At 48.7% G+C, this 22,854-nt stretch carries 26 protein-coding genes; 10 read left to right on the forward strand and 16 right to left on the reverse strand.

The genetic code is table 11. The features are described from left to right. Positions 1-20: 20 nt before the first annotated feature. From A1OO_RS12735 to A1OO_RS12755, 5 genes are read left to right on the forward strand one after another with little or no spacing between them, the layout of a single operon-like run. Positions 21-1,565 (forward strand): HAL/PAL/TAL family ammonia-lyase, encoded by a 1,545-nt coding sequence (locus A1OO_RS12735; RefSeq protein ID WP_017003249.1) that lies wholly within the window; start codon positions 21-23, stop codon positions 1,563-1,565. Beyond that, positions 1,565-2,020, forward strand: a complete 456-nt coding sequence (locus tag A1OO_RS12740) for an acyl-CoA thioesterase (protein WP_017003250.1) — start codon at positions 1,565-1,567, stop codon at positions 2,018-2,020. The genes A1OO_RS12735 and A1OO_RS12740 overlap by 1 nt, the downstream gene beginning before the upstream one ends. After that, on the forward strand, positions 2,013-2,489 hold the full coding sequence (locus A1OO_RS12745) for a hotdog family protein (protein WP_017003251.1): 477 nt from the start codon (positions 2,013-2,015) through the stop codon (positions 2,487-2,489). Before A1OO_RS12740 ends, A1OO_RS12745 begins: the two co-directional genes overlap by 8 nt. Continuing rightward, on the forward strand, positions 2,486-3,211 hold the full coding sequence (locus tag A1OO_RS12750; RefSeq protein ID WP_016960296.1) for a 3-ketoacyl-ACP reductase FabG2: 726 nt from the start codon (positions 2,486-2,488) through the stop codon (positions 3,209-3,211). The genes A1OO_RS12745 and A1OO_RS12750 overlap by 4 nt, the downstream gene beginning before the upstream one ends. Beyond that, on the forward strand, positions 3,208-4,443 hold the full coding sequence (locus A1OO_RS12755; protein ID WP_017003252.1) for a beta-ketoacyl-ACP synthase: 1,236 nt from the start codon (positions 3,208-3,210) through the stop codon (positions 4,441-4,443). Before A1OO_RS12750 ends, A1OO_RS12755 begins: the two co-directional genes overlap by 4 nt. Before the next feature lie 75 nt (positions 4,444-4,518). Here A1OO_RS12755 and acpS read toward each other — a convergent pair whose 3' ends face one another. The 11 genes from acpS to rpoE all read right to left on the reverse strand — a co-directional run bounded on the left by acpS (position 4,519) and on the right by rpoE (position 13,508). Beyond that, the gene (acpS, locus tag A1OO_RS12760) at positions 4,519-4,899 is read right to left on the reverse strand and encodes a holo-ACP synthase (protein WP_016960298.1); all 381 of its coding nucleotides are present in this window, start codon (positions 4,897-4,899) and stop codon (positions 4,519-4,521) included. Continuing rightward, positions 4,899-5,630 (reverse strand): pyridoxine 5'-phosphate synthase, encoded by a 732-nt coding sequence (gene pdxJ / locus A1OO_RS12765; protein ID WP_016960299.1) that lies wholly within the window; start codon positions 5,628-5,630, stop codon positions 4,899-4,901. Before pdxJ ends, acpS begins: the two co-directional genes overlap by 1 nt. Beyond that, positions 5,627-6,340 (reverse strand): DNA repair protein RecO, encoded by a 714-nt coding sequence (gene recO, locus A1OO_RS12770; RefSeq protein WP_016960300.1) that lies wholly within the window; start codon positions 6,338-6,340, stop codon positions 5,627-5,629. Before recO ends, pdxJ begins: the two co-directional genes overlap by 4 nt. A 27-nt stretch (positions 6,341-6,367) precedes the next feature. Then, a complete protein-coding gene (era, locus tag A1OO_RS12775; RefSeq protein ID WP_016960301.1) occupies positions 6,368-7,282 on the reverse strand; it encodes a GTPase Era in 915 nt (304 codons plus the stop codon). Next, positions 7,279-7,953, reverse strand: coding sequence for a ribonuclease III (gene rnc / locus A1OO_RS12780; protein ID WP_016960302.1), 675 nt, complete (start codon positions 7,951-7,953; stop codon positions 7,279-7,281). The genes era and rnc overlap by 4 nt, the downstream gene beginning before the upstream one ends. An 11-nt stretch (positions 7,954-7,964) precedes the next feature. Beyond that, the gene (lepB, locus tag A1OO_RS12785; RefSeq protein ID WP_017003253.1) at positions 7,965-8,864 is read right to left on the reverse strand and encodes a signal peptidase I; all 900 of its coding nucleotides are present in this window, start codon (positions 8,862-8,864) and stop codon (positions 7,965-7,967) included. A gap of 23 nt (positions 8,865-8,887) precedes the next feature. Next, positions 8,888-10,684 (reverse strand): translation elongation factor 4, encoded by a 1,797-nt coding sequence (gene lepA, locus A1OO_RS12790; protein ID WP_016960304.1) that lies wholly within the window; start codon positions 10,682-10,684, stop codon positions 8,888-8,890. Between the two features lie 76 nt (positions 10,685-10,760). Further along, positions 10,761-11,255 carry a SoxR reducing system RseC family protein gene (locus A1OO_RS12795; protein ID WP_016960305.1) on the reverse strand — a complete coding sequence of 165 codons (495 nt, stop codon included), beginning with the start codon at positions 11,253-11,255 and terminating at the stop codon, positions 10,761-10,763. Further along, positions 11,252-12,244: a sigma-E factor regulatory protein RseB gene (gene rseB / locus A1OO_RS12800; RefSeq protein ID WP_017003254.1), complete on the reverse strand. Its 993-nt coding sequence runs from the start codon at positions 12,242-12,244 to the stop codon at positions 11,252-11,254. Before rseB ends, A1OO_RS12795 begins: the two co-directional genes overlap by 4 nt. Positions 12,245-12,248: 4 nt before the next feature. After that, positions 12,249-12,899, reverse strand: coding sequence for an RseA family anti-sigma factor (locus A1OO_RS12805; protein ID WP_017003255.1), 651 nt, complete (start codon positions 12,897-12,899; stop codon positions 12,249-12,251). 30 nt (positions 12,900-12,929) lie between these two features. Then, positions 12,930-13,508 carry an RNA polymerase sigma factor RpoE gene (gene rpoE / locus A1OO_RS12810; RefSeq protein WP_016960308.1) on the reverse strand — a complete coding sequence of 193 codons (579 nt, stop codon included), beginning with the start codon at positions 13,506-13,508 and terminating at the stop codon, positions 12,930-12,932. A 470-nt stretch (positions 13,509-13,978) separates the two neighbouring features. Here rpoE and nadB point away from each other — a divergent pair, with 470 nt between their 5' ends. Further along, the gene (nadB, locus tag A1OO_RS12815) at positions 13,979-15,595 is read left to right on the forward strand and encodes an L-aspartate oxidase (protein ID WP_016960309.1); all 1,617 of its coding nucleotides are present in this window, start codon (positions 13,979-13,981) and stop codon (positions 15,593-15,595) included. Positions 15,596-15,701: 106 nt separating this feature from the next. Here nadB and A1OO_RS12820 read toward each other — a convergent pair whose 3' ends face one another. The 3 genes from A1OO_RS12820 to A1OO_RS12830 all read right to left on the reverse strand — a co-directional run bounded on the left by A1OO_RS12820 (position 15,702) and on the right by A1OO_RS12830 (position 18,285). Next, complete coding sequence (locus tag A1OO_RS12820) at positions 15,702-17,510, reverse strand: methyl-accepting chemotaxis protein (RefSeq protein ID WP_017003256.1); 1,809 nt, start codon at positions 17,508-17,510, stop codon at positions 15,702-15,704. Between the two features lie 135 nt (positions 17,511-17,645). After that, positions 17,646-18,053 carry a protein YgfX gene (locus A1OO_RS12825; protein WP_347230841.1) on the reverse strand — a complete coding sequence of 136 codons (408 nt, stop codon included), beginning with the start codon at positions 18,051-18,053 and terminating at the stop codon, positions 17,646-17,648. Then, the gene (locus A1OO_RS12830) at positions 18,025-18,285 is read right to left on the reverse strand and encodes a succinate dehydrogenase assembly factor 2 (protein WP_016960312.1); all 261 of its coding nucleotides are present in this window, start codon (positions 18,283-18,285) and stop codon (positions 18,025-18,027) included. Before A1OO_RS12830 ends, A1OO_RS12825 begins: the two co-directional genes overlap by 29 nt. Positions 18,286-18,474: 189 nt before the next feature. Here A1OO_RS12830 and ygfZ point away from each other — a divergent pair, with 189 nt between their 5' ends. The 4 genes from ygfZ to A1OO_RS12850 all read left to right on the forward strand — a co-directional run bounded on the left by ygfZ (position 18,475) and on the right by A1OO_RS12850 (position 21,287). Beyond that, positions 18,475-19,455: a tRNA-modifying protein YgfZ gene (ygfZ, locus tag A1OO_RS12835; RefSeq protein WP_017003258.1), complete on the forward strand. Its 981-nt coding sequence runs from the start codon at positions 18,475-18,477 to the stop codon at positions 19,453-19,455. Then, on the forward strand, positions 19,445-19,936 hold the full coding sequence (locus tag A1OO_RS12840) for an aminoacyl-tRNA deacylase (protein ID WP_017003259.1): 492 nt from the start codon (positions 19,445-19,447) through the stop codon (positions 19,934-19,936). Before ygfZ ends, A1OO_RS12840 begins: the two co-directional genes overlap by 11 nt. Next, positions 19,933-20,868 (forward strand): LysR family transcriptional regulator, encoded by a 936-nt coding sequence (locus A1OO_RS12845; protein WP_016960315.1) that lies wholly within the window; start codon positions 19,933-19,935, stop codon positions 20,866-20,868. Before A1OO_RS12840 ends, A1OO_RS12845 begins: the two co-directional genes overlap by 4 nt. A 215-nt stretch (positions 20,869-21,083) precedes the next feature. Continuing rightward, positions 21,084-21,287 carry a DUF1107 family protein gene (locus tag A1OO_RS12850; RefSeq protein WP_026023849.1) on the forward strand — a complete coding sequence of 68 codons (204 nt, stop codon included), beginning with the start codon at positions 21,084-21,086 and terminating at the stop codon, positions 21,285-21,287. A gap of 73 nt (positions 21,288-21,360) precedes the next feature. Here A1OO_RS12850 and gcvH read toward each other — a convergent pair whose 3' ends face one another. Both gcvH and mscS read right to left on the reverse strand, forming a co-directional pair. Then, complete coding sequence (gene gcvH, locus A1OO_RS12855) at positions 21,361-21,753, reverse strand: glycine cleavage system protein GcvH (protein ID WP_016960317.1); 393 nt, start codon at positions 21,751-21,753, stop codon at positions 21,361-21,363. Between the two features lie 254 nt (positions 21,754-22,007). Next, positions 22,008-22,841 carry a small-conductance mechanosensitive channel MscS gene (mscS, locus tag A1OO_RS12860; protein WP_016960318.1) on the reverse strand — a complete coding sequence of 278 codons (834 nt, stop codon included), beginning with the start codon at positions 22,839-22,841 and terminating at the stop codon, positions 22,008-22,010. Between the last annotated feature and the right edge of the window lie 13 nt (positions 22,842-22,854).

Consider the following 22,854-nt stretch of genomic DNA (forward strand, 5'->3'; position numbering starts at 1 on the left):
TCAGTTAGCAAGGAAAGACAATGACCCAGAATATCGACGACACCATCGTATTTGGTGAGCAACCATTAACCATCGAATCTGTTGTTGCCATAGCCAATGGAAGTCAGGCAGCTCTGAATCCAAGTGATGAATTCAGCGGCCGTATCGATCGCAGTGTGGCATTCCTAGAACGGCTATTGCGGGAAGATGGGGCTATCTATGGCGTCACTACTGGCTATGGCGATTCGTGCACGGTCGCTATCCCACCTTCGCTGGTAGATGAGCTCCCCCTTAACCTGACACGCTTTCACGGCTGTGGTCTGGGTGATGACCTATCTCACCAGCAAGCAAGAGCGGTGTTAGCCACAAGACTAAATTCACTCACCCAAGGTATGTCTGGTGTGAGTATGCCTTTGCTCAAACAAATCGTTACCTTAATTAACAAAGACATTTCACCGCGTATCCCACAAGAGGGCTCGGTTGGCGCTAGCGGTGACCTGACCCCGCTGTCTTACCTTGCTGCAACCTTGATCGGTGAACGAGACGTTATCTATAACGGCGAAGTCCGCCCAACCGTTGATGTATTTCGCGAACTAGGCATTAGCCCCATCAAGCTCAAACCCAAAGAAGGTTTAGCTCTGATGAATGGTACGTCAGTGATGACGGCTCTTGCCTGTTTAGCGTTCAAGCGAGCGGAATACTTAACACAGCTTTCTACCCGAATCACAGCCATGGTGTCGCTGGCGATGCACGGCAATGATTTCCACTTTGATGAGGCCTTGTTCGCCGTCAAACCCCATCCAGGCCAACAACAAATCGCCGCCTGGCTTCGCGATGACCTGCAAGTTAATCGCCCGCCGCGTAACAGTGACAGATTACAAGACCGTTATTCGCTTCGCTGTGCGCCACATGTTATTGGCGTATTGCAAGATTCACTGCCGTGGCTGCGTCAAATGATCGAAAACGAACTCAACAGTGCCAATGACAACCCTATTATTGACGGTGAAAATGAACGTGTTTTGCATGGTGGACACTTCTATGGTGGCCACATTGCGATGGCTATGGACAGCCTAAAAATCGCGGTCGCGAATATTGCCGATCTTTTGGATCGCCAAATGGCACAACTGATGGATTACAAGTTCAATAACGGATTGCCATTCAACCTAACAGGTGCAGAAGGCAGCCGTAAATCAATCAATCACGGTTTTAAAGCAGTGCAAATTGGCATCTCAGCGTGGACCGCTGAAGCCCTCAAACACACCATGCCAGCCAGCGTATTTTCCCGTTCAACTGAATGCCACAATCAGGACAAAGTCAGCATGGGTACCATCGCTGCGCGTGATTGCTTACGCGTGTTAGAGCTGACAGAGCAGGTCACCTCCGCGAGCCTATTGGCCTCATTCCAAGCGCTGCAACTTCGCTGTCGCAGCAACGAATTGTCCATGCGCGATCTGAGCCCTTCGCTAAGAGAAATGATCTCTCAAATGGGTGCAGAGTTTGATTTTGTCAGCGAAGATCGTCCGTTAGAGCAAGATTTGCGTCGCTTCATCGCCTTTATTCAAGAAAGACGTTGGGATCTTTATTAATGAGCACCGTGCACTTGCGAGCTGAAGCGACCATAGTGACCTCGTTCCAAGATGCCGATCCGATGGGTGTGATCTATCACGGCAATTACTTTCGCTTCTTTGAAGAGGCTCGCCGACTTTTGATGGAAAAAATCGATTACGGTTATCGCGACATGGAAGCATCTGGCTTTCTGTGGCCTGTGATTGATGCCAATGTTCGCTATATAAAAGCCATTGAATACAACCAGACAATACGCGTTATTGCCACTTTGGCTGAATGGGAGAACCGATTAAAAGTCGATTACCTCATTACCGACCCTCAGTCCGGAAAGCGTCTTTGCAAAGGGCACACAGTGCAAGTCCCAGTGAGACTCGATAACAAAGAACTGCAATTTGAGGCGCCAAAGGTACTCGAAGACAAGTTGCTTGCTTATTCCGCTCTTTCTGCCGAATTGGGGGCGCTTTTTCATGATTAGCCAAAGCACGGCATTTCCACCGATTAAGCAATTGGTGCCTCACCGTGCACCCATGCTTTACCTCAATAAAATGGTGGATGCAGGTAAGAGTTTTGCCCACTGCCAAGCACGTCCTAACACAGACCACCATTTTTTTGACACCAAACAACAAGGTTTACCTTCTTGGGTTGGCATTGAATTAATGGCACAAACCATCGCCGCTTGGTCTGGCTTTCATTACTACCAAAAAGGGCAATCGCCCGTCATTGGTTTTTTAGTAGGAAGTCGACGCTACCAAACCGTAACCGCTTTTTTTGCCCGAAACCAAGTGCTAGACATTCACGTTGACGAAGTCATGAGCCACGAAGGGGTGTCGGTATTCAGTTGCAAGATTGAAAGCAATGGCGCATTACTCGCCTCATCTCAACTCAGTACTTTTGAACCATCAAATGCCGAGTTAACACAAATCAAACAAGGAGGTGCTTCGTGAGCCGCAGCGTACTGGTCACAGGGGCAAGTAAAGGAATTGGCCGAGCCATTGCTCTTTCTCTAGCCTCATCAGGTTTTGAGATCATCGTCCACTATGGCAAAGATGAAGCGGGTGCCGCAGAGACACTCAATCAACTGACTCACCTTGGTGGCAGCGGAAGAACCATCCGATTTGATCTTCGTTATCGCGATGAATGTCGCGCGGTATTAGAGTCTGACATTGAAATGTTTGGCGCCTATTACGGTGTTGTTAACAATGCGGGTGTAACGGCAGATACCGCCTTTCCAGCGATGACTGAAGAAGAATGGGATGGCGTCGTTCACACCAATCTGGACAGCTTTTACAACGTTTTACACCCCTGCATTATGCCAATGATCAGGCTGCGTCAAGGTGGCCGAATTGTCACAATGTCATCGGTATCAGGATTAATGGGAAACCCTGGACAAACCAATTACAGCGCGGCAAAAGCTGGGATTATGGGAGCAACTAAAGCTCTTGCCATGGAACTGGGCAAGCGCAACATCACGGTAAACTGTGTCGCACCTGGCCTAATTGAAACGGGCATGATTGAACAACATGTCATCGATAAAGCGCTGCCTGATATTGCGCTTAATCGTATGGGCGCTCCAGAGGAGGTGGCCAGTTTGGTCAATTTCCTGATGTCTGACGCGGCAAGTTATATCACTCGACAGGTCATTTCAGTCAATGGAGGATTACGATGAACCGACGCGTAGTAGTAACAGGAATGGCAGGTGTCACTGCATTCGGCAACCATTGGGACGAGGTATCATCTCGTTTAAAGTCACACAAAAATGCAGTTAAATACAATACAGACCTAGAGCAATATCAGGGCTTAAACACTCGCCTAACCGCTCCACTTGATGCGTTTTCTTTGCCGCCCAATTACACTCGTAAACAAGTTCGCAGCATGGGACTGGTGGCGAAATATTCTACCGTTGCCTCTGATCTCGCCCTGCAACAATCCGGTCTACTCGGGATGGATATCCTGACAAATGGTGAAACAGGCGTTGCATTTGGATCGTCAACAGGCAGCACTCCACCTTCCCGTGCTTTTTCTATCATGATGGAGCAAAAAACCACGGAAGCCATCAATGCCAATACCTATGTGCAAATGATGCCCGCTACCACGGCCGTGAATGTGGGTTTGTTTTTTGGACTACGCGGCCGAGTGATTCCAACAAGCAGTGCATGTACATCCGGTAGCCAAGCAATTGGGTATTCCTTCGAAGCGATCAAACACGGATATCAAACGGCAATGGTCGCCGGCGGCGCCGATGAGCTTTGCCCAACGCAGCCAGCGGTATTTGATACTCTTTATGCGACGAGTCAAAAGAACGAGGCGCCGAATTCAACGCCTCGTCCATTTGATATAGACCGAGATGGTATTGTCATTGGTGAAGGTGCAGGCAGTTTGGTGCTTGAAGAGTACGAACATGCGAAAGCCCGTGGTGCAACGATCTATGCTGAAATCGTCGGCTTTGCGAGTAACTGCGATGCCGCACACATCACCGACCCAAAAATGGAAACCATGCAGATATGCATGGAGAAAGCGTTAAAAAATGCAGGGATTTCTGCAAACAAAGTCGGTTACGTTTCGGCACATGGCACAGCAACAAGTAAAGGTGATATTGCTGAATCTCAAGCCACCGCCAATGTGTTTGGCCCACGCATGCCTATCAGCTCCCTGAAAAGCTATTTTGGACATACTTTGGGTGCTTGTGGGGCGATTGAAGCATGGTTGTCCATTGAAATGATGAATGAGGGCTGGTTTAGCCCAACGCTGAATCTAGACAATATTGACCCAGCCTGTGGGGAATTAGACTATATTCGTGGCGAAGAACGTCATATTGATTGCGAGTACATCATGAGCAATAACTTTGCCTTCGGTGGCGTGAACACGTCCATTATCTTCAAGCGATACACACCTGAATAATTGCCGTTTGATGCAATAAAAAACGCCCGCGATATTTACCAATATCACGGGCGTTTTTGTTCTTCAGCGAGCATTTTATTTATCGAGTAATACCGTCGCCACTGCATACCGCTTCTCATCGGCAATAGTCAGCAAGACGTGAGTGACACCGCGCTCATCCGCCAACTGTTTGGCTACGCCAGAAAAGCTCACTATCGGCTTACCTAACTCATCATTACTCACCGTAAAATCATGAAAAGTCACACCGCACGCAATCCCTGTTCCCAGCGCTTTGGCTGCCGCTTCTTTGACGGCGAAACGCTTTGCCAAATAGCGAGCTGGAAACTTACTGCTGCTGTATTTTTCCATTTCACTGTCTGTGAGGACGCGTCTTGCAAACGCATCTTCCGTTCGCGCAATCACTTTCTCAAGTCGCGCGATTTCTACAATGTCAGTCCCTAAACCGACAACCGCCATTAGCGACGAGCATCCTGCATAATGGCTTTCATGTCTGCGACCGCTTTTGGCAAACCGTCAAACACAGCGCGACCAATAATTGCATGGCCAATGTTCAGCTCGTAGATCTCTGGGATCTTAGCGATAGGCGTCACGTTGTGATAAGTCAGGCCATGGCCTGCATTCACTTTAATACCTTGGTCTGCCGCGTAGCTCGCACCCGCAGCGATTTTTTTCAGCTCAGCCTGCATCTCTTCTTCAGATTCTGCATCTGCGTAGCTGCCAGTGTGCAGCTCAATAAACGGCGCACCACATGCTTTTGCTGCATCAATTTGTGCGCGGTCAGCATCGATAAATAGTGAGACTTTAATGCCTGCCTCGGTCAACGTTTGTGTCGCCGCTTTCACTTTTTCAAGCTGCCCAACAACATCCAAACCACCTTCGGTAGTCAGTTCTTCACGCTTCTCTGGCACCAGACACACATACGCAGGTTTCACATCCAATGCGATTGCAACCATTTCGTCCGTCACGGCCATTTCAAGATTCATGCGCGTTTGTAGCGTGTCTCGTAGGATATAAACATCGCGATCTTTGATGTGGCGACGATCTTCGCGTAAATGCACAGTGATACCATCCGCGCCCGCACGTTCAGCAATCTCGGCCGCATGCACAGGATCAGGGTATTTGGTGCCACGTGCATTACGAACGGTGGCGACGTGGTCAATGTTGACGCCCAGATAAATGGTATTCATTGCGTTAATTTCCTTGTTCTTAACGAAAATAGCTCTCTGCTTTTTAGAGGCTTGGAGCCAAGATAAGGCTTGAGTGCCAGCCGTGTAAAGCGCTTCGCCGCTTTTAGCTGATCTGCCGTGGAGAATTGTCGGGTTGCCAATGCGTTCAAATCGCTGCCAGTGAACGTCAGATTATTGCTTTTCATCAATGACGCAACAAAGCCAAGTTGCTCTCGAAAAATATACGTCATGTTCTCATCGACAGGCTCACCGCTACCAGCACAGTTGAGAAAATCAACGCCATACCCCAATGAATCGAGTAAGGCTAATTCGAAGCGGCGCAAAGCAGGTTCTGGGTTGGCGTGCTGCGCCAACTCTGTCAACGCGGTCACGTAATCGAAAAACAGCTGATGGTAACCCGTTTCAGGTTCGACAACGCGGCTCAATATTTCATTGAGGTAAAAACCGGAGAACAAAGCATTACCAGCAAGGGGAATAGCGAGGCCCATCGCTTCCGCATGGCGAAGCGTACGCATTTCACCGCGACCGGACCATTTCATCAATAAGGGGGTAAAAGGTTGGAGTGCGCCCTTAAGGGGAGAGCGCTTACCACGGGCGCCTTTTGCCATTATGCTGACACGCCCGTGGGTTTCGCTAAATACATCTAGGATCAGGCTGGTCTCACTATAAGGTCGTGAGTGCAGAACAAAGCAGCGCTGCAAGCCTTCCATATCGCTCCTGATGTATTTTAGTGGTGATTAAAGATCGTCGATGTAGCCAAGACTGCGCAAGGCGCGCTCGTCATCTGCCCAGTTCGATTTCACTTTCACCCAAAGCTCAAGGTAAACCTTACGCTCAAACAGTCCTTCCATATCCAGACGGGCTTCGCGGCCGATGGTTTTGATTTTATCGCCACCTTTGCCGATCACCATTTTCTTCTGGCTATTTCGCTCAACCAAGATAAGCCCGTTGATTTCAAAACCATCTGTCGCAGGATTGTAATCAAAACGCTCGATTTCCACAGTGACCGAGTATGGCAATTCATCACCCGTAAAACGCATCAGCTTTTCACGGATAATTTCAGATGCCATAAATCGCTGTGAACGGTCGGTCACGTACTCTTCAGGGAAGTACCACTCGCCTTCTGGCAAGTGCTTACGAACCAGTTTTTCTACCGCATCAATATTGGTACCGCTCTTGGCAGACACGGGGATCATATCCACGAAATCCATCTTTTCGCTTAGTGCCTGAAGGTGCGGGAACAACTCGCCTTTTTCTTTAACGTTGTCGACTTTGTTGATAAGCAGAACGGTCGGTAATTCCGATTTCTTCAGCTTATTCAATACCATCTCATCATCGGCAGTCCACTGGGTACCATCAACAAGGAAAAGTACCAGTTCAACATCGGTCAGAGAACTCGCCGCAGCGCGGTTCATCAGGCGGTTAATGGTACGCTTCTCTTCAATGTGAAGTCCTGGCGTATCCACGTACACAGCTTGATAACCATCACGCGTATCGACACCCATAATGCGGTGACGTGTGGTTTGTGGTTTGCGCGAGGTAATAGACAGCTTCTGGCCAACCAAACGGTTGAGAAGCGTGGATTTGCCCACATTAGGGCGACCTACAATGGCAATAAAGCCACAGTGGTGGATTTGCAGTGTGTCAGTCATGAGTCCAGCTTTTGCAATGCGAGTTCGGCAGCCGCTTGCTCAGCCTTGCGACGACTGCTGCCTTTACCTACTACAGGTCGTTCCAGACCTGCTACTTCACACTCAACCGTAAATTGCTGGTTGTGTGCTTCACCGTGCACCTTAGTTACATTATAGGCAGGCAGCGGCTTTCGACGTCCTTGCAGGAATTCCTGCAAACGTGTCTTTGGATCTTTCTGGTTCACACCCGGCATAATGGTATCAAGGCGTTGCTTGTACCAAGCCAGTATCGTCCCACGTACCGTTTCCAGATCGCTGTCGAGATAGATAGCACCAATGATCGCTTCTACAGCATCCGCCAAAATAGAGTCACGGCGGAAACCACCACTTTTCAACTCACCTGGACCTAACTGCAGCACATCACCTAGTTCAAACTCGCGGCCCAATTCGGCCAGCGTGTTACCACGAACTAAGGTTGCACGCATGCGGCTCATGTCGCCTTCATCAACGTTCGGGAAACGATGGTAGAGATCGTCAGCAACAACGAAACTCAAAATAGAATCGCCCAGAAACTCCAAACGCTCATTGTGTTTTCCACTGGCGCTTCGGTGTGTCAGGGCGAGACTAAGAAACGCCGCATCGTTAAATTCATAACTGATACGACGTTGTAATCTATTTGTAGGTGTTGTCATGTCTTTCCAAGTTAATCAATGCCACCGATACGATCAAATCGCACGCCGACAGGTACCCAAGACGGCAGGAAACTGTCGCCTTGTTCGTCAAATTCGAAACTGATCCAGATAGCAACGGCTTTACCTACCAGATTGGCTTCAGGCACAAAACCCCAGAAGCGGCTGTCTTTACTGTTGTCACGGTTATCGCCCATGACAAAGTACTGACCGTCTGGCACGATCCATTCACCTAAGCCTGGTGTCGGATAGTACTGACCGGTTTGGTTTGGCATGTAAGGGTTCACCAATATTTGGTGAGGCTCTTCACCCAAGCGTTCTTGCGCTTGGATAAGGTTCACGCCACGTTGAGTGAATTCACTTTTGTGAACATCATCAATCGGCACCAGTTCACAAACAGACTCGCCTTGCTTTTGAATACACAGACGCTTCTCTTCGCTGTAACGAACCGTATCGCCCGGCATGCCCACCACGCGCTTGATATAATCAATGCTCGGCTGTGGTGGGTATTTGAACACCACCACATCGCCGCGCTCTGGTTTACCCGTTTCCACCAATTGATGGCGGAAAACAGGATCTTTCAAGCCGTATGCGTATTTCTCAACCAGAATAAAATCGCCCACCAACAAAGTTGGCATCATTGAGCCTGACGGGATTTGAAATGGCTCGTAAATAAACGAGCGCAAAACCAACACCAGACCAATGACAGGGAACACAGACGCGAAGGTTTCCACCCAGCTTGGCTGAGGGGCAATCTGGGCCACCTGCTCCGCACTTATCTCGCTGCTATCTAGATTGAGCGTCTCTGCCGCTTTTTGCTGACGCCTAGGCGCCCATCTGAATGTATCCAATGCCCAGACAATCCCTGTAAACAGGGTAATAAGCACCAGAATCAGCGAGAAAGTATTAGCCATTATGTTCCCTTAAAATCCTTTTATTACTTGTCTTTGCCTACGTGCAGAATGGCAAGGAAGGCTTCTTGAGGCAGTTCAACGTTACCGATCTGCTTCATGCGCTTCTTGCCGTCTTTCTGTTTCTGCAGCAGTTTCTTCTTACGGCTGATATCGCCACCGTAACACTTAGCGGTTACGTTTTTACGCAGCTGTTTCACCGTCGAACGCGCAATGATGTGAGTGCCAATCGCCGCTTGAATTGCAATATCAAATTGCTGACGCGGGATGAACTCTTTCATCTTCTCAACCAAATCACGACCACGTGTTTGAGCATGATCTTTATGCGTGATGATGGCCAATGCATCCACGTTATCGCCGTTAAGCAATACGTCTACACGCACCATGTTTGACTCTTGGTAACACTGGAAGTTGTAATCCAGTGATGCATAACCGCGTGAGGTTGATTTCAAACGGTCAAAGAAGTCGAGAACCACTTCCGCCATGGGAATGTCATACGTCAGCGCCACTTGGTTACCGTGGTAAACCATGTCTACCTGCGTACCGCGCTTCTCAATACACAGGGTAATCACGTTACCGAGGTATTCTGATGGCACCAAAATGTGACAACGGGCAACTGGCTCACCCATGATCTCTACGTCATTCGTCGCCGGCAGCTTCGCTGGGCTATCGACATAGATAACATCACCGTTGGTCTTCTTCACTTCATACACTACGGTTGGTGCCGTGGTGATCAAATCAAGATTGTATTCACGCTCAAGACGCTCTTGAATGATTTCCATGTGCAGCATGCCAAGGAAACCACAACGGAAACCAAAGCCCAGAGCCGCCGAGTTCTCTGGCTCATAGAATAGCGATGCATCATTCAGGCTCAGCTTGCCGAGCGCGTCACGGAAGTTCTCATAATCGTCAGACGAAACAGGGAACAGACCCGCATAAACCTGAGGCTTCACTTTCTTAAAGCCAGGCAATGCTTTTTCTGCGCCATTTTTCGCTTGCGTCAGGGTGTCACCCACAGGTGCGCCCAAAATGTCTTTAATACCACAAACAACCCAGCCTACCTCACCAGTACGCAGACCTTGGGTATCCGTTTGTTTTGGTGTGAAGATACCGATGCGATCAACACCCCAGATTTGGCCGGTGCTCATGACTTTGATCTTGTCGTTTTTCTTCAGTTCGCCATTTTTAATGCGAACCAGAGAAACCACGCCCAAGTAGTTATCAAACCATGAGTCAATGATCAGCGCCTGCAGCGGCCCTTCTGGGTCACCTTCTGGCGCAGGGACACTTCTCACGATCTCTTCGAGTACCAAATCTACACCCAAGCCTGTTTTCGCAGAACAGCGAACGGCTTCAGTGGCATCGATACCAACGATATCTTCAATTTCTTCAGCAACACGATCAGGATCGGCGGCTGGTAAATCGATTTTGTTCAAGATAGGAACGACTTCTAGGTCCATCTCGATAGCTGTATAACAGTTAGCGAGTGTCTGAGCTTCTACGCCCTGACCCGCGTCAACCACCAGCAAAGCACCCTCACAGGCTGCCAAAGAACGTGATACTTCATAAGAGAAGTCAACGTGCCCTGGGGTGTCGATGAAGTTCAGCTGATAGGTTTCCCCGTCATTTGCTGTGTAATTCAGCGTCACACTTTGTGCTTTGATGGTGATACCACGTTCGCGTTCTAGATCCATAGAATCTAGAACCTGCGCTGCCATTTCACGTGTAGTAAGACCACCGCAAACCTGAATTAAACGGTCTGATAGGGTCGACTTACCGTGGTCAATGTGGGCAATAATCGAAAAATTACGAATGTGCTTCATAGATGGTGTGACTAACTCGTTAGTGAAAATTGGAGGATCTCTCGATCAAGTGGCGGGATTCTACCGAAATTAACGGCTAGTCGCTATCATCAGTTGCGGCATTTATCACCGCCGCACTGCCAACTGCGCCACCGAGCACGCGTAAAAGCGTCGGTGTGGTGCGTGTATCCTGCTCGAGCTTGTGCGAAAAATGGCGTGCTACAGCAACACCCGCAATACCTGCCAGAGCTGATAGCAAGATAACAATACCTTCGCCAACGGACAGTAGAGTAGACAAAAACTGGCCCAATACCGCACCTGCAATGGCAAACATTAAAGGCAGAATATAGACCAGCATTGCTGACCGGAGGACTGTTTGTTCCTCTAGACCAATTTCTATCAGGCTACCGACTGTCACTGATTTGGCGGAAGGCACCCGAATATCGAGCACCTTTCCCGGCAATGCGTTGCTGACAATGCCCGTGCCGCAGCTGCTTTTTGACGCGCAACTGCCACAGCTGGTTTTCTGCTGACAACGGACGGTCAAATAACCGTCACCATTGCCAGTCACTTCAGCCAACGCCTTGATCATGGGGTTTGATTCTCACTCACTGCAGAATCAACCGATGCTTCGTCAGCTGGAGATAACTTAACTGACTCTGCGATTTTTTTTGCTGTCGCAGGCGGAATGTCACCTACAACCGTAATTTCCGCATTGCCCACCACATGGCTATGCAGTGTACGGCTACCCTTGCGAACCAATTGCTCTCTCACTGACATCTTGTCCGCTTCCGCCAAGTACACAGAAAAACTAAACAAGCCATCGCTGAACATCTGGCTTTCTACCGGACGCTCCGTGATCATCAAACGGTGACGGTTCTGATAAATTGGCGTAAAGCCTTCAGGCAAGCCAGTCACTTGCCATTTCAATACCGAATCAGAAGACTTAGGTACCTGCACCACGGGTGGCAATTCAAGTGCTGCCAACGTCCTCATGCCTTCGCCGATTTGCGGAGAAATGACCAATGATAGCGCGCGATATTGTTCAATGGGATCACCATCGCGGTCGAGCAAATCAGCACGCACTAGTAGCTTACTGCTTTGGTCTATCCACAACACATACGAGTAGCGTTCACCGTCTTTAGGAGATACACGTACCACGTCACAAGGAACGCCTGCTTCTCGCGCTCTGCCCAATGGCACAAAATCGTACATGGTTGAAAGATGTTCGATGTCCGCCTGCATAATGGCAGGAAGCGGCGCAACCATTTGGCTACTTTCAATGGTAAAAGGGTCGATGCCCGGTTCGAAGTAGCTGATCTCATTGCCACGGCGAATGACTTCACGCGGAGGACCGCTCAAATAAGCAATGTGACCAAATGACTCGCCTTCAACCAATGCATGACGGAAACGAAGTGGTTCGATGCTATTTTTACGCACCAATATGTAGGATAACTCGTAGTTCTGTTGCTCGGTGGCCTGGCCCATCTGATGTAGCAATGCCCCGGCGGGATTTTCTTCCGTCGAGGCATTGGCGACCAGACTGACCAGTGCAACAGCACCGATCAGGAAAGCTTTCATCAATCTATTTGCTCATGTCAGGTGTTAGCATCACGCCTTGGTCAATGATTTCATCAGCATTAAGGCGCAGCTGCAACTCATAGTCTTGGAACATCGCATTGACGCGACGACGTTGCTCCATCACCAAAGCTTCCGAAGGGTTGCTCTGCATCGAATCTCGGCTAAGGCTCACAGGCTCTGCCGATCCGCCAAGCGGAATGGTTTGCAGTACAGGCGGTTGAGAGTTGGCCAGCGTCGTATTGGCATCAAAGCCACCATTGTATTGCTGAACACCCACGATCACAGCGAGTGAGACGGCCGCTGCCATGCCCACTTGCGTGAGCTGCTGCAACCAAGACGGCATCGATTTTCTCGCCGTCTGAGGTGTCGGCTGAGACTCGTGCAAAGGCACGACATTCTGTGCCACTACCGTATCTACAGTTTGCGCATCCGATGTTTGTAAGCCATAGCTTGGCTCACTGTCTAACGCGGCGGCCACACTGGCGGCGATATCCCAATTCGGATTTTTCGGCGCATCTCCACGCATGACATCGCGAGTAACGGCAAAGCTTTTCCATGCTTCTTGCGCAGACGGATCATTTTCTAGCGCTTCAATCAGCGCCTGATCTATCTCGTTACCATCAAACAATGCGGAAAGGTTTTCTTTTTCAGCCATTTATTTCACCGTTTTCAACAGTTAAAACTGTTACTGGTTCATGAGTGGACGAACACGTTTGTCTACCGCTTCCCTGGCACGGAAAATACGCGAGCGTACCGTTCCTACCGGGCAGTCCATTACTTCTGCAATCTCTTCATAACTCAAGCCGTCGATTTCGCGCAGTGTAATGGCCGTTTTCAGATCTTCAGGCAGGGCTTCAATCGTACTAAACACCACCTGCTTCAACTGTTCTGACAACATAAGGTTCTCAGGGTTCGATATTTCTTTCAGTGCTCCACCATTTTCATAATTTTCAGCTTCTTCAGCATCAATATCACTGGCTGGTGGACGGCGTCCTTGGGCGACCAAATAGTTCTTCGCGGTATTGACTGCAATGCGATACAACCACGTATAAAAGGCGCTTTCACCTCGGAAGCCAGGCAAAGCTCGATAAGCTTTGATAAAGGCTTCTTGAGTGACATCGGGGACATCACCGCTATTGTTCACATAGCGAGAGATAAGGTTGCTTACCTTATGCTGATATTTGATGACCAACAGATTAAACGCCTGTTTATCGCCGTTCTGTACGCGCTCTATTAAGGCTTGATCAGTTAACTGCTCGCTCATTCGAGCGCCTTCTCCTTATTATTGATACCAATGCGCTTCTTTAACGCAATAACGCTATTCACACGATAAAGTGTCACAGTAAAACGTCAGAAGACCGTCAGCACTTGGTATTTCTTTTCGCTCGTTGTCACTTTGCTGCCACTAAATTTAAAAAAAACGACACGTCGTAAAGAGTGAGCAAAGTGTATGAGTGATACGGTAATATAAAGTTCCCTAAAAAGGCGGGATTCGTCTCATGATCCGATCCAGCTCGCAAAGTCTACCAGATAGCATGGTGACTCTGTAACCACTGCGTCTCGCCATATCCTTATCTCTGTGAATATAACGAGTATCTAACGCTCGGCCCACTTAGCATTCTACGGTCTGCAGGATTAGTGTAAACTGACCAAACCACCTGAATATCTCGTTGTTTCAAATGACAGCAGGCGGATTTGTGCAAGCTTCATTTGAGAGAAAGGAATACATAATCAATGAGCAAACACCCAGAACACATCTGTGACGTACTGGTTATTGGCAGTGGTGCCGCGGGTTTATCCCTAGCACTGCATCTTGCGCCGACACAAAAAGTGATGGTGTTAAGCAAAGGCCCAAGCAGTGAAGGGGCAACTTACTACGCACAAGGTGGCATTGCCGCTGTTTTTGACGAAAGCGATTCCATTGAATCTCACGTTGAGGATACACAAATCGCTGGCGATGGCCTGTGTGACGAAGACATCGTGCACTTTATCGCAGAAAACGCCAAAGAATGTGTGCAATGGCTGATTGATGGTGGCGTTCCTTTTGATCGCGAAGAAAACAGCGAGAGTGACGAACCTAAATTTCACCTCACTCGTGAGGGTGGCCACAGTCATCGACGCATTCTGCATGCTGCCGATGCAACAGGCATGGCCGTACAAACATCGTTGCAAGAAAATGTCATGCAGCACCCAAACATCAAGGTGCTTGAGCGCCACAATGCCCTTGATCTCATCACCCGTAAAAAAATCGGTATCTCAGGGGCGAATCGCGTGCTGGGTGCCTACGTGTGGAACCGAGATCGAGAAGCGGTTGAAACTGTCCGCGCTAAGTTTGTAGTACTTGCCACAGGCGGTGCCTCGAAGGTTTATCAATACACCTCGAACCCAGACGTCTCTTCAGGCGATGGTATTGCCATGGCATGGCGTGCTGGCTGTCGGGTCGCCAATCTTGAATTTAATCAGTTTCACCCGACCTGCTTGTTCCACCCTGAAGCCAGAAACTATCTGATCACCGAAGCACTTCGTGGTGAAGGCGCGTATTTGCGCAGACCCGATGGTTCTCGCTTTATGACTGACTTTGACGAGCGTGCCGAGCTTGCGCCAAGGGATGTCGTCGCACGCGCTATCGATTTTGAAATGAAGCGCTTGGGTGCTGACTGCATGTACATCGACATCAGTCACAAAGACCCTGACTTTGTCATGAAGCATTTCCCCACTATTTATGAAAAGTTGCTCACCTATGGCTTTGATTTAACCACAGACGCGATTCCTATTGTGCCAGCGGCTCACTACACCTGTGGCGGCGTGATGGTCGATAAAAACGGTCAGACCGATCTTCAAGGTCTTTATGCTATTGGTGAAGTCAGCTACACAGGGCTTCATGGCGCTAATCGCATGGCATCAAATTCATTACTGGAATGCGTGGTGTATGCATGGGCAGCAGCGATGCACATTGGCGAAAATGCCGCATCAGCCGAAGTGCCACCATCTGTACCACATTGGGATGACAGTCTCGTCACTTGCTCTGACGAAGAAGTCGTTATTCAGCACAACTGGCATGAACTGCGCCTGTTTATGTGGGACTACGTGGGCATTGTTCGCTCCACCAAGCGTCTTGAACGCGCGCTACGTCGTATTGAGTTATTGAAACAAGAAACGAACGAGTATTACAGTAACTTCCGCGTATCCAACAACTTGCTAGAACTGCGTAATTTACTGCAAGTTGCAGAGCTGATGGTGCGCTGCGCCATGGCGCGTAAAGAAAGTCGCGGGTTGCATTACACTCTTGATTATCCTGACAAAGTCGAAAACAGTGGCCCAACCATTTTGGTCCCCGACTTTCCGTGCTAACTGACTGACATGAAAAAGCCCTCTACGTGAGGGCTTTTTGTTGTCTTGAATTCAGTGAGTCGCCATCCATCAACGATTCACCGCTCTCACAGTGAGGGGCGAGACATCAGGAACGAAATGCGGCGATAGCAGATTCCAACTCTTTGCTCTGCTCTGCAACACGTGCCGCTGCGCGTGCATTTTCACTGGTCGCAGCGGTGTTAGAGGAAGTGATGTCCTGAATGGAGTGTACGTTCAGATTCACCTCTTTCGCTACCATGCTTTGTTCTTCAATCGCCGCTGCAATTTGCGTGCTCATGTCCATGATTTGCTGCATGTCGACGATGATGTTATCCAACTCTGTCGCCGCCTCTTCGACATAACTTACCGATTTCTCACTGTCGTTTTGGCAAGACGTAATTCGATCCACAACGTGGTTAGTCTGCTGCTGCAATGACGAAATCATGGTCGCAATTTCGTCGGTCGATTTATGGGTACGCGTTGCCAAAGATCGAACCTCGTCCGCCACTACGGCAAAACCTCGGCCCTGTTCGCCTGCACGTGCCGCTTCAATCGCTGCATTCAGTGCCAACAAGTTCGTCTGTTCCGAGATATCTTTGATGACATCAACCACACTACCAATCTGTTGAGACAGCGAGACCAAGCTATGAATGTCACTATTGGCGATACCTAGTCCTTCTGACAGCGTGACAATAGCGTTACGTGTTGCTTGAACGGTTTGATGGCCTTTCTGTGCGCGTAATAGGCTTTGATCGGCATTTGATGCCGCCGCTTCGGTGTTTGATGCAATCTCTCGAATGGTTGCTTCCATTTCGTTAACAGCAGTGGCGGCCATTTCCGCTTCTGAATGCTGCTTATCAAGGGAGATTTCTGCATGGGAGCTACGTTTTTGAACATCTGACGCTGTTGCATTCAATGTCGTGATCGACATTTTCACACCAGCAATTAAGGTCTGACAATGCTCAAGTACCGTATTGAAATCTGTTGCCACAACGGCGATTTCATCATCACCGTCGGCATTCGCACGCAATGTTAAATCGCGTTCCGCAGCGACCTGTTCCATGGTGCTGGTAAGCGTTCTAAGGCGACGCTGAATATCGCGATTTAGCCAAATACTGATTGAAATGAGCAGTAAAAAAACCAACACCAGTACCGAACCTGTTGATGCTGCCAATGATCGGGTTGACGTGTTCAGTTCATCGGTAAGCTGGCCACGCATCGCATCAAAATCAAGTTCGACCTGATGAGTTTGCCCACGGATATTACCCAGCAAACCCGATTGATGATCCAATCCAACCGTACCGTTTAACTGCATATAACGTTCAACCAATGCCTTTTGTTTAGTCAATAATGGACTCTTGACGCGTGACGACACATCAGTCCAAATCGCCTTAAATTCATCAAAACGCGCCATTGACGTATCTGCCACCAGCAGACGAACCAAAGTAACGAGATATTCCACTTCAGCATTGTTTTGTTGCTGTGAAAGCAACGCGGTATTAGCCGCGGTTAATTCGCCCCACGTGCCCAACTCTCGATTCAACCCGAGTGCTTTGTAGCCTTCAGTAAGGTCAATAAAGCCATCACGATAATTCTTCATCGCTTGTTTGACCGCGCCAATTTGAGGCAACGTCAGATCCAAGGCGTTTGCTTCTTGCTGCAACTGAATAAGCGATGCATCAAACTCCGAGACATTCGCTTCAAACCGATCAATGTATTTGCTGTCTAAACGAGACAGAAAATCCTTTTCATTTCTTCGCATGTTGAGCAATTGAACTTCCAGGTCGCCAACAAGTGTCAATTTGGTTTTCAAGTCAACCATACGCTCCGAAGCCTGCCAGCCGACAAGGGCAAACAAGACCAAAGACACCGCAGAAAATGCGGTCAGTGAATAAAGCTTGGTTCTAATTTTCATGTCACCCCTTCCCTATAGACTTCGTGGGTACAGCGTATCGAAAGCAAGACAAATGGCTGTATAGCTTGTTATCGGCGGGCTCAATGATTCGTTTAGGGATGGCGTACGTTAAATATTCAATAAACGTGAAGTTGATCAGCTTTTCAGCACAAGGCAGACCCGACTAATATGGCGAAAAGTGTCATGAGAGAACGCATCGGCAGCCAGTGGTAAACGAAGACGACACTGATGGCGTTTAAGATCTAAAACAATTAAATGTCTGCTAAACAAAAAGATACGTGAAACATCATAATCTTTGCCTTGATAGCGGCAAAGGCCACTACTGTGCAGTTGCATATTGCCAGTCATTGAACCGACATGCTTAAGGCGACGCATCAAGTCAGACAATAGAAACACAAGCAGGAGAGTTTTGGCTTCAAGAGGAAACGCAGAAGCAACGAAGAGTAACATCACCAGAGAGACATAGAGAGTAAACAGCCCCCAGCGCAACCATCGAGAGCGCTGGAGCCGTGTGTTAACGCAATTTGCTGCGGTTATGTGCAATGATTTTATCCGTCATTGTCGCATGTGCTGGCAACGCACTGCGGGTGTGCCCCATTAGCCAAGAAAACAAATCGGGGTCATCACATTCAAGCAGCGTCACGAAATCCTGTTTTTCTGCCTGTGTCAGGTCATCAAAACACTCTTCGAAAAACGGCATAATGATCACGTCCAGCTCTAACATGCCACGACGGCATGCCCATTTGATCCGCGGTTTATCTTCGGCGGTCAGCATGATTACCTCATTCAGTGTCAAACATAACAAGCCAAATAGTATCAGTGCCCTTACTTAGGCGCTATTACTGCCGATGTAAGGGTGTTGACCTTGTGATCTAGGTAACTCACCCTTACATAAAGAGTTAATGCTGACATTCCTTGCAGACCGCATTACCATAACGAATCCGTTTTTTTAGCGAGAGACACCATGACAACTTGGTACCAAACGCACACGTTTCCTAGACTCCCACTTTCTTCAGACAGTGCTCTTCCTGCACTGTCAGTGATCGCGCTTGACCATATTGCACTGATTACCGCAGTGGGTGCAGACACCATCAGCTATCTTCAAGGTCAACTGACCTGCGATCTGGTGTCATTAGAAAAGAACCGCTCAACCCTCGCCGCACAGTGTGACGCAAAAGGCAAAGTATGGTCAGTCATGCGCCTTTTCCATCACGGTGAAGGCATCGCATATACCCAACCGGCTTCAATTGCCGAAAAGCAGTTAGCTGAAATCAAAAAATACGCTGTGTTTTCTAAAATCACCTTCACCCTAAGCGAACAAGTTCTCATTGGTGTTGTTGGCGATAAAGCCGATAACGCGATGCAATCTCGCTTTTTGGGCGATGGCGACGTGCGACAAACTCAAACTGGCACTGCCGTTAAAATTGAAGCCAATCGCTGGCTATTAGCTGTCGATGCAGAAGAAGCCGACAACATCATTAATGAACTCGGTGAGCGCGCCGTATTAAGCGACAACAGCGTGTGGGATTTGTGTGAACTTCGCAGCGCAATCCCTGCTATCACCGATATCACCACCAACGAATTCATTCCTCAGGCGCTTAACCTGCAGGCATTGGATGGCATTAGCTTTAAAAAAGGCTGTTACACAGGGCAAGAAACCGTTGCTCGCGCCAAGTATCGCGGTATCAATAAACGTGCGGCGTATTTACTGCAAGGTGAAGCCAATGAAGCACCAAAATCTGGTGATGTGTTTGATCGCAGCGTGGGTGAAAACTGGCGTACCGGTGGCACTGTGCTTTCAGGTTACCGCTTTGATAATGGTCAGGCGCTAGCACTGGTCGTGCTGCCAAATAATTTGGAAGATGACAGCCAATTCCGCCTGCCAGACACTGACTCGCTATGGCACAAAACTGACATGCCTTACAGCCTAGAAGATGATGCCTGATCTTAATACACCTATCGTTGTGATGCTGCGTGACAATGACATTGCACATCGCATACTGCCGCATCAACGTGCAGCCACCACGATATTAGACGCCGCAGAGCAACGCGGCGTCGACCCTCGCCAATTAGTGAAATCGATGCTGTTGCGCGACATGGGCGGCCAGTACGCATTAGCCTGCTTACCGGGCACAGCGTCGGTGGATCCAAAAAAAGTACGCGCATTGCTAGGTTGTCGTCGCATGACCTGTGTTGATAGCACCCATGTTCAAAGCATTACTGGCTATTCGCCGGGCATGATCACGCCTATTGCAGTATTGGGGGCGATGCCGATTTTCTTCGACCCTTCTCTCAGCGAATTTGAACATGTCAATATCAGCAGTGGTTCGCCATTGGCAGGCATTGAATTGGCCTATCAAGATCTCATTGCCCTGTGCCAACCTGTGGTGGCCGACATTTGCCGTGAGGGTACGCCAAGCTCATGAGTCGCGTAAATTGGCGTGGTGTGGATTTAAACCTACTGGTGGCTTTCTCCGCGCTAATGGACACACGCAGTGTCACTCGCGCGGCCGAAAAACTATCCATTGGGCAATCGGCCATGAGCCACAACCTCTCCCGTCTTCGCTCCCTGCTTGATGACCCACTGTTCCACCGTCAAGGCAACGAAATGCTGCCGACAGCAAGGGCGATAGAACTGGAGCCCGTCATCACCCAACTATTAGAAACCATCGCCAGTGACGTGCTGACACCTATGGCATTCGAGCCATCACAATATCAAGGCGTGGTGAGGATTGGCCTGACTGATTATGCAGAGCTCGTCTTTGCCCCTGCACTGTTTGATGTGTTTCGCCAGCAAGCGCCGCACTGCCAACTGAGTTGCCGCCCCGTCGATCGCGTCAATTATCGCGAAGCCTTGAAAGCGGATCAGGTCGATGTGGTATTAGGTGCAGTGGAAACGCACGACCCTACGCTGCGTATGGAAGATCTCTACACGGAGCGCCACGTGTGTTTATTCGATCCTGTCGCGACGGCGCTAAAAAGCCCACTGACATTGGATGACTACATCACCACACCCCACGCGCTTGTTACTGTGGATGGGCAGCTTAGTAGCCCAGTCGATGACACACTCAAAGCCTTTGGGTGTGATAGGCAGGTTGTGATGGGCTCACAGCGCTTTCTTACTGTTCGCCATTTACTATCAGGTAGAAACCTCATCTGCACCGTTGCAGAGCTGATGGCAAAACTGGACATGTTCAACACCATGCTCGCGATCAGCCCTGCGCCCGTCGATGTCAGCAATTTTGTTATCCGCCAGATTTGGCACAAGAAACACGCCAACAGTGCTAAGAATCTATGGATTCGCCAAACCATTCATCAAACCGTCCGCCAACAAGTGCAAGATTTACGTGCCAGATAAATAAACCAAGTGTCTAGTTATCTAGAATGTGACCTATCCCAAATTCATTCGCTTAATCCTCATTTTATTCGATCAAGTGTCTTAGCTGTCACATTGTGGTCATGCACGCGTCGTTATAATGCAGCCCGCCAAAATTCCAGAATGAATCACTGGAATAAAGGATGTTGGCTAGCCGTGCCGGGAGGCACAATAATAAAAAAGAAAAGGAACTGCGAATGCGGATGTTTAATCGTTATTTCCCGACTCTCATCGCCAAACACGTCTATCGGTTGTTTAACGGACGTATTTATATTGATGGCCGCGGAGATTTCGACTTTCATCAGGGAATGGTGCAGGCGCAATCAGACGCGGATTTTGAGCATTATCGTACCGTAAAGGAAATTAATGCTGAGATCCGACGCTTGAAAGAGCAGTGCTAATTAGTGCTTCAAACACTTCGCTTGATCAAAAACACCGCGCATTGCGCGGTGTTTTTTTATTGTTTCAACTGGACTACTCTTCTTCTTCCAGATTTTCTTGATACGCTTGTGCATCAAGAAGCTCATTGAGTTCCGAATCGTCGGTGATACGAATTTGGAACAACCAACCATCTCCGTAAGCGTCGGTGTTGACGTACTCCGGAGAGCCTTCCAAATCTTCATTGACCGCAACGACTTCGCCCGTCAGCGGCGAATAAATATCTGAGGCCGCTTTTACTGATTCAGCAACGGCGCAATCATCACCCGCATTTACGGTGTCACCCACCTCTGGTAAATCAACGAAGACCATATCACCCAGCATTGCCTGAGCATGGTCAGAAATGCCTACGGTATACACACCATTGCCTTCAGGTCGAACCCACTCGTGGGATGCCGCGAATTTTAACTCAGATGGGATATCACTCATAAATCAGGTTCCTTCATAAATTTGTGCTGCAAACTGTCGGTGACTTAAAAAAGCGCACAACATCAGATACGCAAGGTAGGAAAGCCTTCACCTAATCGCAAGGAAAATCACTACACAGGAAGCAATTGTTTTAACTCGATCAACCCTTGTCTCAAACATTGATTCAGCGACAGTCCAGAATACCGCCCAATCCAAACAAAAAAAAGCCAATGACAACATAACTGCCATTGGCGCTTTATTCACTTAGCTAAGTATTAGCTTTCGCTTTTTTGCACATGAACATCCATTTGAGGGAAAGGAATTTCTATTCCTTCTTCGTCCAATGCTTCTTTGATAGCTTGCAGCAAATCGAAGTAAACCGGCCAGTAATCACCAGTGCGCACCCAAGGACGTACCACAAGGTTTACCGATGAATCGGCTAGCTCAACCACACCGATAGTTGGCTCAGGCTCAGCAAGAAGACGTGACTCTGCCGCCAATACGCGTGTCAGTACATCTTTGGTTTTTTTCAAATCCGCGTTATAGGAAACGCCAACAACGAAGTCGATACGACGGGTATCATGACGTGAATAGTTGGTGATTGGGCTAGAGATAACGCCACCGTTAGGCACAACGATCATTTTGTTGTCAGGCGTTTTCAATACCGTCGAGAAAATTTGGATTGAATCTACTGAACCTGCTACACCCGCGATTTCAACGTAGTCGCCCGATTTAAACGGACGGAATGCAACAATCAATACGCCCGCAGCAAAGTTTGACAGCGACCCTTGCAGTGCCAAGCCAACAGCAAGACCTGCAGCACCGATAACAGCAACCACAGATGCGGTTTGAACACCCAATTTACCCAGCGCTGCAATCAGGACAATAACGAATAGTAAATAGCGAATAAAGGTATGCACGAATTCAACAACAGCATTGTCGAGGTCTTTCTTGCGTAACACTTTCGCGACGGTACCGGCAATCTTTTTAACGACCCAATTACCGATAATGATAATAACGAGCGCGGATATAACATTCACCGCGTATTGAAGCAGCAGATCTTGGTTTGCAGTAAACCAATTCAAGGCTTCATTAGTTGCATTTTCCATTGCGATTCCCTTG

The organism is Enterovibrio norvegicus FF-33, assembly GCF_000286835.2.
GTDB classification, from domain to species: Bacteria; Pseudomonadota; Gammaproteobacteria; order Enterobacterales; family Vibrionaceae; genus Enterovibrio; species Enterovibrio norvegicus_A.